5 protein-coding genes are annotated in these 14,852 nt (G+C 40.5%); 1 reads left to right on the forward strand and 4 read right to left on the reverse strand.

What is annotated here, in order from left to right; all coding sequences use genetic code 11:
• Window positions 1-334: 334 nt before the first annotated feature.
• Window positions 335-6,403, reverse strand: a complete 6,069-nt coding sequence (locus ACMKPP_RS00640; protein WP_418369143.1) for an ESPR-type extended signal peptide-containing protein — start codon at window positions 6,401-6,403, stop codon at window positions 335-337.
• 704 nt (window positions 6,404-7,107) lie between these two features.
• On the opposite strand from ACMKPP_RS00640, the gene ACMKPP_RS09810 reads away from it, so the two are divergent.
• Window positions 7,108-7,374 carry a hypothetical protein gene (locus ACMKPP_RS09810; RefSeq protein WP_472725472.1) on the forward strand — a complete coding sequence of 89 codons (267 nt, stop codon included), beginning with the start codon at window positions 7,108-7,110 and terminating at the stop codon, window positions 7,372-7,374.
• 117 nt (window positions 7,375-7,491) lie between these two features.
• On the opposite strand, the gene ACMKPP_RS00650 is transcribed toward ACMKPP_RS09810, so the two are convergent.
• From ACMKPP_RS00650 to ACMKPP_RS00660, 3 genes are all read right to left on the reverse strand, one after another.
• Window positions 7,492-8,136 (reverse strand): hypothetical protein, encoded by a 645-nt coding sequence (locus ACMKPP_RS00650; RefSeq protein ID WP_008714476.1) that lies wholly within the window; start codon window positions 8,134-8,136, stop codon window positions 7,492-7,494.
• A gap of 117 nt (window positions 8,137-8,253) precedes the next feature.
• Complete coding sequence (locus tag ACMKPP_RS00655) at window positions 8,254-13,752, reverse strand: ESPR-type extended signal peptide-containing protein (RefSeq protein ID WP_418369144.1); 5,499 nt, start codon at window positions 13,750-13,752, stop codon at window positions 8,254-8,256.
• A 418-nt stretch (window positions 13,753-14,170) separates the two neighbouring features.
• Entirely contained in the window at window positions 14,171-14,815 is a 645-nt protein-coding gene (locus ACMKPP_RS00660; RefSeq protein ID WP_227065056.1) for a hypothetical protein, read from the reverse strand.
• Window positions 14,816-14,852 lie beyond the last annotated feature (37 nt).

Raw genomic sequence — 14,852 nt, forward strand, 5'->3', positions numbered from 1 at the left:
ATTCTATGGTAAAAGTAAAAAATTTTTCACGCTACACTCACTTCTAAATCATAAATATTTATGAATATACAAAAACTCCGCCATATGCCTTATGAATATGCTAAATGTACTAATTTTTTCGCATAAAATTAACTTCATAAAAAAATGTATTTCACCTTAGTAAACTATCATGATCTAATTATTACTTACCTATTTTAATTACATCACAAAATACTATGACATATATATATGCTCAAATAGCCATTGAATCTATTTTTGCATGCAAAAAGGCGCCAAAAGCATTTCGCTTTTGGCGCCTTTTATAAGCACTGCCGTATCAATATGTTATTTCATATTATTTCAAGCCCGCTTGTTGCATCAATAATGCAATTTGTGCTCTCATTTCTTCATTGTCGCGTTGTACTTTTTCGTACTTAGCTTTCAAAGCAGTCATTTCATCTTGCATTACGTACATGGAGCTAATAGGGCCACCTTTGTAACGTTCAGGAACCGCTTTCTTCGCATCGGAAGTACCGAATTTACGAGTTACACCAGCATTCACCATGTTATGGTGGCTACCAACAGATACGCCTACATGGAACATTGTATCTTCTGCTGTGTAATGTGCAACGCCAAGAGCTGCCGCAGTTTCACCTCTGTAATTACCGATACCAGCCATTACTTGAGTTGGTTCCAATGGATCATATTGAATAGGTTTCAATGCAGACATAGCCGCTGCATGTGCGCCTACACGTTGTGTTTCGCCTGCTACGGAGTTAATAGCATTAGCTAAACCGTCTGTAGCACCTTTCAATTGATTTACGTTAACTGCATCAGTGCCGTTTACACCAGGGCCTACATTGGTAATTGTATTACCGCCGTTGTTGAGGCCATCTTTAGTAAGGCTTACTGCATTACCGCTAGCAGGTGTAATTGTTACACCGCCACCGTTCATAACAGTAGTATTACCTGCAGCATCCTTAGTGGTTACTGTTTCAAGACCTTTCAAGTCTTTCGCCATACGAACCTTAAGGTTGCCAGTACCATCGGATACAACACCTAAATTGTCCTCTGTAGTCAACTTGCTAGCATCAGTAATGCCACCCACTACATTAACTTGTTCGTTAAGCTTTTTCTTGATTACGGAGCCGCTATCGCCACCGTATTTCATACCATCGTCTTTAGTTGCCACTTGATGTGTCTTACCATTTTCATCTTGGTACTTAATACGAGTGATTACATTACCGTCTAAGTCTGGATCACCTTTATCAACGGTAATATCCGCATTACGGCCGTCTTTACCAGTTAAACCAATATGACCAACGCCGTCTTTGCCGGACATGGATACAGCATCTTTACCGTCTTTGCCTGTAATACCTACTTTGCCGTCTGTACCGTCAGCACCATTAGGACCAGTAATAGATACGCCATCTTGACCGTTTTTACCAACTTTTACCTTATCGGTAGTTAAGCTATCAGTCTTAAGGTCTTTCGCCATCTTGATATTAACATTACCATCTTGGTCGGCTACTGTTTTAATATTTTCGCCGGAGTATTTATCGTCAGACTCTGTACCTTCACCTTTGATAGTAACCTTTTGGCCTAAATCACGGTGGAATTCACCTGTATTACCGGCGAAATTCATACCTTTTTTCGTGATTTCATCACCTAGGTTATTAATCTTGTTATCCAAGGATTTGTGAGATTTTTGCAATTGATCTTCTGTAGCAGCACGACCGCTTGTGATGTTGTCAGGATCCCAATCTTTGTTTTCTAGACCTGTCACATAACCGTCTTTACCATCAACAGACACTTTACCTGCCGCAATCTTACCATCTTTACCATCGATAGTTACCTTGTCACCAGCTTTAATGGTACCGTTTTCACCATCAATTGTTACATTGCCAGCTTTAATCGTACCTTTATTACCATCGATTGTAACTTTATCACCAGCCTTGATGGTACCTGTAGTACCGTCCATCACGATTTGTTTCGTAGCATCAGAGCCCAATGTCACTTGATCTTTAAGACTTACTTCATAGTTCTTGGAACCATTCGCATTGGTGCTAGGTGTCACAGTAATATTATTACCTGCCGATACCGTTGTAGATGCAGCTGCTGTAGCTTTATCCAATTGAGATTTATTAACTGCATCGTTAGGGTCCGTGCCATCAGCAACATTCGTAATCTTGTTACCGCCGTTATTTAAGCCGTCTTTTGTAAGACTTACTGCATCGCCGCCAGCACGATTGATGGTCATGCCATCACCATTGATAACAGTATTATTGCCGCCGTTTGTGAAAGTAGCAGACGTCAAGCCTTTCAATTCTTTCGCCAAGCGCAATTTCAATGTATCAGAACCGTCGGAAACAACACCGATGTTGTCTTCAGTAGCTAATTTGCTTTCATCGGAGATACCGCCCTTAACATTCACTTGATTGTTAAGTTTCTTTTTAATTACATTGCCTGTATCGCCGCCGTACATCATACCATCATCAAGGGTTGCAAGCGTATGTGTATTGCCATCTTTATCTTCAGTCACTAAACGATTAATGCTTGTACCATCTACACCGTTTTTAGCGTCGCCACCTTTAAGTGTAACGCCGTCTTGACCGTTTTTACCAGCAATAGCCACACTATTAGCTTTGAGGTTTTTGTTCATCTTTACATCGATAGTTGTGTTACCATCTTGATCTTGTGTGATGAAAGTTTTAAGGTTTTCACCGCTGTAGTTAGCATCAGCATCATTACCTTCACCCTTAACAGTTACTGTAGAGCCAAGTTTATTAGTTTTTACGCCGCCACTGTTAGCGTCGAATTTCAAACCTTTATTAGTTAATGCGTCTTCACTATCTTTGATTTTATCTTTCAAGTAATCCACATTAACCGCTTCGCTACCATCGTTACCTGTAGCATACGCCACGTTTGTTACATGAGTGCCACCAGTTTTATTAGTATAGGTAGGACCTTCATAAGTTACTTTTGTGTAATCTGGACTGCCAGCAGGATCCAAGTCATACTTAACAGCACGATCATTTAATTTATCAAGGCTAGATTTAGACGCAACGTCCTTAATCTTAACGGTTTCTTTTGTACCTGCATGGTTTTTATCTTCTACAGTCAAGTCAACATCACCGTTAGAATCAACTGTATAAGCACCATCTGCAGCAGCAGCATTTTTCACCAAACGGTAATCTGTAGCAGCAGCACCTTGGTTCTTAACAACATCACTGATTTTTCTCAATTGATCTTCTGTAGCAGCGCGACCGCTTACAGGATTAGTTGTATTCACATCCCAATCTTTATTATCAAGACCAGTTACATAGTTGTTAGAATCAGCGTGTTTACCCATTGTTACACCGCCGGCTTTCACAGTATCTGTAGCTGTCAATGTTTGAACATTAAGATTTTTGTTCAATTTAACGCCGATTGTAGTATCATCGCCGGTTTGCGTAATTTCAGTAGTGATATTACCATCACCATTTACTGTTACTTTAGAACCAAGTTTGTTCGTTTTTTCATCGTTGTTATCAGCGTTGAAACGAAGGCCCTTGTTGATAAGTTCTGTTTTGGCATTACTGATATTAGTATTTAATTCGTTTTTAGCATCGTGCAATTGACCGCCGTTTACAGCGTCCTTACTGCCTGCGCCTACAGTACCATCAGCAACATTAGTAATCTTTTGATTATTCGCATTGAGACCTGTTGGAGATACATAATTCTTACCACCTACGGTCAAACCGCCGTTGTTGATAGTAGTACCACCAGCTGTAACGCTTTCCAAGCCAGTCAATGTTTTAGCTAATTTCACATTCAATGTGCCATTGCCATCAGATTCAACACCGATATTACCGTCGGATAATGTGCCTGTTGCACCGCCTTTAACGGATAGTTTTTCACCTAATTTTTTATTGATAACTGCACCGGAGTCACCATCAAAGTTCAAACCTTTATCAATAGCAGTTTTATTAGTGTTAACTTTATCATTAACCTTTTTCAACTGATCTTCAGTAGCACCGCGACCAGATTCAGCCACAGGATTGTCTACATTCCAATCTATATTTGTGAGGCCTGTCACATGACCAGCATCACCGTCTACAGTTACAGGATGTGCTGTACCTACGGTAATTTTATTACCTAAACCAACAGTATATTCCTTACCACCTGCTGCGTTTGTACTTTCTGTTACAGTTAGATTCGCATCCTTTGCTTTTACAGTAGATGCTTTGGCTGTACCACCGATAGCAGCTTGTAATTGACTATAGTTTACTGCATCATTAGGGTCGCTACCATTAGCAACATTAGTAATCTTTTGATTATTCGCATTGAGACCTGTTGGAGACACATACGTTTTACCGCCTACAGTCAAACCACCGTTGTTGATAGTAGTACCACCTGCTGTAACGCTATCCAAACCAGTCAATGTTTTAGCTAGTTTCACATTCAATGTGCCATTGCCGTCGGATTCAACACCGATATTACCGTCGGATAATGTGCCTGTAGCACCGCCTTTAACAGTAACTGTATCGCCTAATTGTCTGTTGCTTACAGTACCTGTATCACCAGCAAAGTTCAAACCTTTATTAATTTTTGTATTAATATTGGAGATGTCTTGCTTATTTTGAGCGATATTATTGGCATTGTTTGTGATATTTTGCTTATTATCAGCGATATCTTGTTTATTCTTGTCAATTTGAGCCTTATTAGTGTTAACTTTATCATTAACCTTTTTCAACTGATCTTCTGTAGCGGCGCGACCAGATACAGCCACAGGACTATCTACATTCCAATCCTTATTTTGAAGGCCTGTTACATGACCTGTAGTGCCGTCAATCGTTACAGGGTTTGCTGTACCTACTTTAATAGTATTACCCAAAGTCATGTTGATAGTTGTATCACCATTGGCTTGTGTAATTGCGGCATTGATATTGCTGCCGTCACCCTTGATGGTAACTTTAGAACCTAATAAGTTGTTTTTAGCACCACCTGTATTAGCATCAAAGTTAAGACCTTTATCTATAGTGTCTTTATTGAATTTAATAGCATCATGAATCGTGCTTTTACCAGTGTTACCGATATTGCTCATCGACAAGTTGCCAGTATCAGGGTCAAGCGCTGCATTGCCACCTAAAATACCTTTTGTAGTGCTTGCTAAATTACCCAAGGTATTGGCAACACCATATAATTGGCTACCGTTAATTGCATCTGTAGATTGTGCATTCACACGACCTGCAGCCACATTTGTGATAGTACGTTTTAGCGTATCACTACCCACGCTAAGTGTAGAGTCAGCAGAGCCGCCGGCATAGTTTTTATACCATAAGCCATTTACCAATTGATTTGGTGTGCTTACTACATTATCAGTCTTGGAGTTAGCACCTAATGCAATCGATCGTTGTTGATTCGCATCAACTGATGCATTTTTACCGATGGCAATGGAATCATCTGCAGCTGCGATTGCAGCTTTACTCATAGCAATAGAATTATTTGCAGTCGCTTTTGCCGTCTCACCGATAGCAATAGAAGCCTCACCGCTAGCCACACTATCCCAACCCATAGCAGCAGCATTAGTAGCATCAGCTGTAGAGTTAGCACCGATTGCGCGAGCACCTTGTGCCAATGCTTTTGCACCATTACCGATGGCTACACCCCAATCACCTCGAGATTGAGAACCATTACCCATAGCAATAGCACCCCCTTTGGATGCCTTCGCATTATTACCGAACGCCATGGAGGACCCACCGTAAGCACGTGCATTGGAACCGAAAGCCTGATCATTATCAAGACCTATCAATTGATTGTTTTCATCAAAACCGGCACGTGCATTGTTCCCCAACGCAAAGCCGTTCGTGGATTGTACACGTGCTTCGTTACCAATAGCTACGCCGTTATTAGCAATTGTGCGCGCATTACGACCAATAGCTACAGCTTGCGCACCTTGACCGATAGTGCTTGTACCAATAGCAATTGTATTGATATCCTTAGTTGTCGCATCATGACCGATGGCAATACCACCGCTCTTATCTGTAATACCTGGTGTTGCCGTAGCAGGGTTAACACTTACTGTAGCACCATGACCGATAGCGATACCATTTTGGCTTTCAGATTCAGATGGATCATTTTTACCAACAGTAGCGTCTGTACCCATAGCCACACTATAGTCACCGCGAGCATTTGTTCTGTCACCAATCGCGATACCACCGTCGTTTTCAGCTGTCGCTCCGACACCATTTTTAATCGGTGCCCCCAAGGCATCCGTAGGCATCATAACGCCTGTCAACATAACGGCAACTGCTGTAGCACCTACCATTTTAGAGAATACAACCGACAAAGAGGAACGTTTCGTCATGTTTTTTGCTGTTTCTGCCACAACGACATAGCAGCCCTTTGTGCGATTCCAAATCACTTTAAATACTCGATTCATTAATCTTTCTCCTATAAAACTTATAAAACTTACTAACTAACTATTTACATATTTAATGAAATAACAATGATGGATCGATGATGTATTGAGAATTCATCGATATTCTTGAATGTGTATATCTAAAATACCACATATTACAGGAAAAGTAAACTTTTTTTCATTTTATTTTCATAAAACTTTTGTGTTTAAGTTATTAATAATTTCGATATAATTAAATATACTGAATATTCTGCATAAACACTGTATTTTTTTAACTATTATTCACCTACTTTCATAAATAATACCAAACTCTCCATAATTATGTGCCAATATCACATCATATATAACCAATTTATTTTCTCTTCATCATTCTGATTTATGATAGACCATATAATAGAATGATATCTTTTCATAAACGGATATCGTACAGTGTTTCTGCCATTTTGACTCAATGTACGTACACAATTACTACATACCTACTTAAGCCAATTAACTATTGCACAATCAATAAAGGTAGCATTTTATTATATAGTAAAAGGAATGACAGGTGAAATTCAAATCGCCTTCATTCCTTTTTTTATTCCAAGTCCCTCTAAAGGCGTATCGGCGGGCTTTATAGGCTTTATAGAAATAGAGCATATGTGTATAAAAACAATTTATACGATTACTCCATGTGTTTTTTAATTTTTATTGTTATACTGAAAGCAGAAAGGAGGAAGAAATCTATGTCAGAACTCAATATCTTACAACAAAAAATAGATAAACCAAATACGGTTACCGAAGAAGATATCGTAGTTACACGAGATAATCAAACTTTCACAATCAAAGGTCGCTTTAATGGGGAAGAAGGCGTATTCACATATGATGCGGACGTTCAACCTAACGATCAGTTACAATTTCTGCATCACAACTTTACGGCCATCGTAAAAAAAATTACATATAAGGTGATTCAAGGTCAGCGAATCACATTGATTGCAAAATTATATGCATAAAAATATCGGGGTATTGTTAATACAAACAACACCCCGATATTTTTTATCGGTCATACAATTATAAGAAATACAATACAACACAACAACACTTAATTCTTATAATTGGATAATCTAAAATTATTGAATTGTTGGTGCATTAATCGCTTTACGAAGATCCACTGTGTGAAGTTCGTCCATCGCAGGAACTGCTTTTTCATCCACAGGTTTCACGCGATTATTGCCGTCTTTCATAGCTTCGTTCAAGCTGAAGATCACCATTTCGTTCATGTAGAAACGCAATTCATCATCATGTACATTGGCTGTATTGCGATCCAAGATATCGATGATTTGTTGCGCATAGTCCAATTTAGCGTCTTCAGATACAGTCGCATGTTCTGTAAAGAACTGTTTGTAATCATTGTACAAACGATCCAACGCTAAACGACCATAGCTATCATTTTTATAACGATGGCTCACGATGTACCAGCTGCGACGAACGTTCATGTAGTACAATACATTGTTACGGTAACGCTCTTGACCGGTCATAACACGGGAATCATCCATGATACGTTTTCCCTTTTGGTCCAATTGGAATTGTGTGAAAGCATTAACAACGTCACGAACTTCTTCGCTAGGTACAGGAACTGCAACTTCCGCTTCAATCACGTTTAATGGTTCTGCCGGTTGTTCTGGCATCATCAATCGATCTTGAGCCGCATCCGCTTGACCTACCGCGCATACACAAGCAAGTGCCAATACAGGCATAAATGTTTTGAATTTCATAAATCCTCCTAATGACGAGCCGCCCCACGAAGGGCGGCTTTCATATTCCTTACATGATTCTTACATGATTCTTACATGACTAGAGTATACTAAATAACCCATTTAATCAAGTCAAATTTACTTTGTAAGCCCTGCTTGTTGCATCAACAATGCAATTTGAGCCTTCATTTGTTCATTATCTTCCTTCACAGAGGATAATTCATCAATACGTTGTTGCATACGTGCATTATCAGCCTTCACTGAAGACAATTCGTTAAGGCTTTCTTGCATGCGTGCATTTTCAGCTTTCAACGCTGTTACCTCATCTTGCAACACATAAACAGAACTAATAGGGCCACCTTTATAACGTTCTGGAATCGCTTTCTTCGCATCGGAGTTACCGAATTTGTGAGTTACACCAGCATTCACCATATTATGATGACCACCAACAGATACGCCCAAATGGAACATAGTATCTTCTGCAGAGTAATGTGCAACACCTAACGCCGCCGCAGTTTCACCTCTGTAATTACCGATACCAGCCATTACTTGAGTTGGCTCCAATGGATCGTATTGAATTGGTTTCAACGCAGCCATAGCCGCCGCATGAGCGCCTACACGTTGTGTTTCACCCGCTACAGCATTGATTTCATTCGCCATCTTATCTGTTGCACCTTTTAATTGATTTACGTTAACCGCATCAGTACCGTTTACACCAGCCGCAACATTGGTAATTGTATTACCACCGTTGTTGAGACCATCTTTAGTAAGGCTTACAGCATTACCGCTAGCAGGTGTAATTGTTACACCGCCACCGTTCATAACTGTAGTATTACCTGCAGCATCCTTAGTTGTTACTGTTTCAAGACCTTTCAACTCTTTAGCCATACGAACCTTGAGGTTACCAGTACCGTCGGATACGACACCTAAATTATCTTCTGTAGTCAACTTGCTAGCATCAGTAATACCGCCGATAACGTTTACTTGTTCATTAAGCTTTTTGTTGATTACAGCGCCGCTATCGCCACTGTATTTCATACCATCGTCTTTAGTTGCCACTTGGTGGGTTTTACCATTTTCGTCTTGGTATTTAATACGCGTGATTTCGTTGCCTTCGATATCAGGGTCACCTTTTTCAACAGAGATATCAGCACTGCGACCGTCCTTACCATTAAGACCGATGTGACCTACACCGTCTTTACCGGACATGGATACAGCATCTTTACCGTCTTTACCAGCGATACCTACCTTGCCGTCTATGCCGTTCGCCGTATCTGGGCCTGTGATGGATACGCCATCTTGACCATCTTTACCAACTTTAATAGTCCCTTTATCGCCGTCGATTTCAACCTTGTCGCCAGCTTTGATTGTGCCTGCATTGCCATCGATAGCGATTTGTTTCTTCGGATCGGAGCCCAATGTTACTTGGTCTTTAAGACTTACTTCATAGTTTTTGGAACCATTCGGATTGTCACTTGGCGTAACCTTAATATTATCGCCCGCTGTTACCGTCGTAGTCGCAGCAGCTGCAGCTTGATCCAATTGAGATTTATTGACTGCATCAGTTGGAGCTGTACCAGCAGCTACATTCGTAATCTTGTTACCACCATTATCCAAACCATCTTTAGTTAGACTCACAGGGTTACCGCTAGCAGGTGTAATTTTCATGCCGCCGCCATTTACAACTGTAGTGTTGCCTGCAGCATCTTTAGTTGTTACTGTCTCAAGACCTTTTAAGTCTTTTGCCATACGAACCTTGAGGTTATTGCTACCATCGGATACGACACCTAAATTGTCTTCAGTAGTCAACTTGCTAGCATCAGTAATGCCACCGATTACGTTTACTTGCTCATTAAGCTTTTTGTTGATCACGGCACCGCTATCGCCACCGTATTTCATACCATCGTCTTTGGTTGCCACTTGGTGAGTTTTGCCATTTTCGTCTTGGTATTTAATACGCGTGATTTCGTTACCTTCGATATCAGGGTCGCCTTTTTCAGCAGTAATATCCGCACTACGGCCGTCCTTACCATTAAGACCGATGTGACCTACACCGTCTTTGCCGGACATGGATACAGCTTCTTTACCGTCTTTACCAGTAATGCCTACCTTGCCATCTGTGCCGTTCGCACCATCTGGACCTGTGATAGATACACCATCCTTATTATCACCTTTGCCAACTTTTACAGATTCAGCTTTAAGATTTTTGCTCATCTTCACGTCAATGGTCGTGTTGCCTGTTGCTGCATCTTGTTTGATGAAAGTCTTAATATTTTCACCGCTATAATCGCTATCAGCAGCTTTACCTTCGCCTTGTACGATTACTGTAGAACCTAATTTACTAGTTTGTACACCGCCTACATTGGCATCAAATTTAAGACCTGTTGCAGTTTGATTTGCCAAAGCTTGTTTCAATTGGTCTTCTGTTGCGGCACGACCAGATACAACATTACCTGGATCCCAAGTCTTATTATCAAGACCCGTAATATAGTTGCCTGTATTACCAGGATTCGCACCATCAGCTTGTTTACCCATTGTTACGTCCCCTGCTTTCACAGTGTCCGTAGCCGTAACAGATCTAACATTAAGGTCTTTCTTTAATTTAAGAGCAATCTTAGTATCATCACCAGTTTGAGTAATTTCTGTAGTGATGTTATCATCGCCGTTTACAGTTACTTTAGAGCCTAATTTATTCGTTTTTTCATCGTCATTATCCGCGTTAAAACGAAGGCCTTTATTGATAAGGTCAGTTTTAGTATTATCAATTTTATTATTTAAATCATTCTTGGCATTCGTAATTTGGTCACCAAGATCTTGCTTAACTTGATGTAATTGACCACCGTTAACTGCATCTTTGGAGTTCGGAGCCACGTCGCCGTTAGCAACATTCGTTACCTTTTGGTCGTTTGCATTGATACCATTTGGAGATACATAATTCTTACCACCTACGGTCAAACCGCCGTTATTGATGGTAGTATCACCAGCTGTAACACTGTCCAAACCAGTCAATGTTTTAGCCAATTTTACATTCAATGTACCTGTACCGTCGGATACAACACCGATATTGTTGTCAGACAATGTACCTGTAGCACCGCCTTTAACAGCAACCGTATCACCTAATTTCTTATTGATTGTTGCACCAGAGTCCCCATCAAAGTTCAAACCTTTTTCAATAGTTTTATTGATAGTAACGATATCACCAGCATTCTTTGCGATATTTTGCGTATTATTAGCAATATTACCGGCATTTGTTGTGATATTTTGTTTGTTATCAGCGATAGCTTGTTTATTTTTGTCAATTTGATCCTTATTGGTATTAACCGTATCGTTAACCTTTTTCAACTGATCTTCTGTAGCAGCGCGACCAGGAACAGCCACAGGATTGTCTACATTCCAATCTGTATTTTGAAGGCCTGTTACATGTCCTGCATTACCATCTACAGTTACAGGATGTGCAGTACCAACATTGATTGTATTGCCTAATCCAACAATATATTCCTTACCACCTGCTGCATTTGTACCTTCTGTTACAGTTACATTTGCATCTTTTGCTTTCACAGTAGGCGCTTTATCGATAGAGTTAATCGCATTTTGTAATTGACCATAGTTAACCGCATCATTAGAGTTAGTACCATCAGCTACATTGGTAATCTTTTGGTTGTTCGCATTGATACCGTTTGGAGATACATAGTTTTTACCATCTACGGTCAAACCGCCGTTATTGATAGTAGTGCCGCCAGCTGTAACGCTGTCCAAACCGGTCAATGTTTTAGCCAATTTAATATTTAGCGTATCAGTGCCATTGGAAACAACACCGATATTGTTATCTGTCAATTTAGTTGCATCAGTCACGCCGCCTACAACATTAGTTTGTTCGCCTAATTTACGCGTGAATTTATTATCTACAGCTGCTGCAGCTTTTACATCACCTGCATAGGATACGCCTTTTTCCACTTCTGTTTTAACTGCAAACAATTGGCTACCATTGATAGCATCAGTGGATGTAGCAGAAATACGACCAGCCGCTACATTAGTAACAGTCCGTTCCATACCTGCCTTACCTACGCTTACTGTGGAAGCAGGGTTTGTGCCTGCAAAGTTATGAGTGACCCCATTGATTGTAGCAGAAGGAGTAGCCGCAGCCGCTGCTGTTTCAGAGCCATTACCGATGGCTACGGCATTGTCATTAGCTACTTTCGTATTATTACCAAGAGCTAAACCATTAGCCCCTGTCACAGTAGCACTGTTACCTAAAACCATGCCGTTATCTGCGGAAATAGTGGAGTTACTACCTACTACATAGGAATTATCCGTTGTAATGGTATTCTTATAACCGAACGCACCGGCTGTATTACCTTTAACCGTACCAGCAGTAACCTTTTTAATTTTATCGCCATTAGACTCTGTAGTTTCAGTAACAGTAGCCGACCCTACGGTATTTTCACTACCGATAGCATATGCATTATTACCATATACCTTATTGCCTCTACCAAGAGCGCCTGCAGCAGAACCAGATAGAGTAGCATTTGTCATATCAAAGCCTACTATATTCGCATCGCCGAGGGATGTGGATTTCTCACCATACGCACCGGCTTGGCTACCGATAGCCAGAGAGTTATTCCCCCAGCTACGAGCCATAGCACCAATAGCGGAACTAGCCACACCTTTTGACAAGGAGTTAGCACCGATAGCATTAGAGCCTGTGCCTAAAGACTGTGTCATCATACCAATAGCAAGGCTGGCATTTCCGATAGAAGCAGTATTTACATAGTTCTTACTATCATTAAGACCTGCTGTACCCAATCCACTTGGATGTAATGCAGCCACTTCACGGTTAAAGTTTTTCTGCGTACCTGGCACCGCTAAATCAGGAATAACCTTATATAAATCAGGTTTTGCTTTATCGATATCATCACCGCCGATAGCGATAGAAGAGTGTCCAATAGATCTTACATCACCACCGATAGCGACAGATTGTGTGCCATATACCTTCGCTACACTACCGATAGCTACAGATTGTGAAAACAGCTGTCCGTCACCATCAACAGTAGCATTCTTTCTAATTATATTAGCTTCCGCTGCAGCACCGATGACTACGTCACCACGAGAACCGTAAGAAGCAGCTTCTGCACCCATTACAACTGCGCCGGAGCCAGGTTGTTGATGATACATGGAAATCGTGCTCTTTGCTTGACGACCTATTACAATATCGCCATTTTCCTTTGCCACTGACCCTTGACCGATAGCAATAGTACCCGCAGGATATGGAACCTTCACTCGTTGTTGCCCTTCAGCCTTCGCACCATTACCGATGGCAATACCATTTTCACTTGTTGCTAATGTAGCCGCGTCATTACCTATCGCCACAGACTTAGCACCTGCGGATTTTGCATTATCGCCGACTGCCACGCTATTGCTACCAGTAGCAGCAGCGCCAGGGCCTTGTACTACATTTGCTTCTGCAATCCCCGATACTAAACAACCCGTAATAGCAAACACGCATAAAGCTGCACGGAAAGTAATGCTCGTTCTTGCAGAACTCACACTAGCTTTACCTCCACCGCTCTTAACTAACTCAGATACTACAACGTAGCAATTTTTAGCTTTACTCCAAATTACATTATAAATTCGATTCATGTTATTCCTTTCTCACCGAACTACCGGCTCTACCGGTTAAGCCTTCTATTTATAGCCTCATATAAAATACAAAATAAAAGAAGAAGTAATAGACATAAAAAATCATCTACACTTCTAACATAAAACAATAGTACTCAATACTATAGTTTAAGTACTATTACGTATATCTTTTCCTATAAGATACTCACTCTAGCGACTACTATATCAAATAATTTCAATATTGTAAACAACTTTTTCATGTTTCATTCATTTTTATGGTTTATTTAATAGATTTAAAAAATAAGATAGAAATTCTTCATCTTTTCTATATATTTGTGGAATTAAATTTACATATTCACATACAAAAGATTTAATCTATGTATGACAAAAGCCGAGGCGGTTTGTGCCTCGGCTTTCGTCATATGATATAGTCTAAATTTTATTGAATTGTAGGTGCATTAATCGCTTTGCGAAGGTCTACTGTTGGAAGTTCATCCACCGTAGGACCCATTTTTTCATCTACAGGTTTTACGCGATTATTACCGTCCTTCATGGCTTCGTTCAAGCTGAAGATTACCATTTCATTCATATAGAAACGCAATTCATCATCATGTACATTGGCCGTATTGCGATCCAAGATATCGATGATTTGTTGCGCATAGTCCAATTTAGCGTCTTCAGATACAGTCGCATTCTCTGTGAAGAACTGTTTGTAATCGTTGTACAAACGATCTAATGCCAAACGCCCATAGCTATCGTTTTTATAACGATGACTCACGATGTACCAACTACGACGAACGTTCATATAGTACAATACATTGTTACGGTAACGCTCTTGACCGGTCATAACGCGGGAATCATCCATGATACGTTTGCCCTTTTGGTCCAATTGGAATTGTGTGAAAGCGTTAACAACGTCACGAACTTCTTCGCTAGGCACGGAAAGTGCCACTTCTGTTTCAAGCACATTCAATGGTTCAGCTGGTTGTTCTGGCATCATCAATCGATCTTGAGCCGCATCCGCTTGGCCTACCGCGCACACACAAGCAAGAGCCAATACAGGCATAAATGTTTTGAATTTCATACTTCCTCCTTATGATGAGCCGCCCTAGAAGGGCGGC

Source organism: Veillonella parvula, assembly GCF_048309325.1.
GTDB lineage: Bacteria > Bacillota > Negativicutes > Veillonellales > Veillonellaceae > Veillonella > Veillonella parvula_T.

Excerpts from the sequence above, each read along its gene's own strand:
- ACMKPP_RS00650 (WP_008714476.1), bottom strand. The coding sequence starts at position 8,136 with ATGAAATTCAAAACATTTATGCCTGTATTGGCACTTGCTTGTGTATGC.
- ACMKPP_RS00660 (WP_227065056.1), bottom strand. The coding sequence starts at position 14,815 with ATGAAATTCAAAACATTTATGCCTGTATTGGCTCTTGCTTGTGTGTGC.
- ACMKPP_RS09810 (WP_472725472.1), top strand. The coding sequence starts at position 7,108 with ATGTCAGAACTCAATATCTTACAACAAAAAATAGATAAACCAAATACG.
- ACMKPP_RS00640 (WP_418369143.1), bottom strand. The coding sequence starts at position 6,403 with ATGAATCGAGTATTTAAAGTGATTTGGAATCGCACAAAGGGCTGCTAT.
- ACMKPP_RS00655 (WP_418369144.1), bottom strand. The coding sequence starts at position 13,752 with ATGAATCGAATTTATAATGTAATTTGGAGTAAAGCTAAAAATTGCTAC.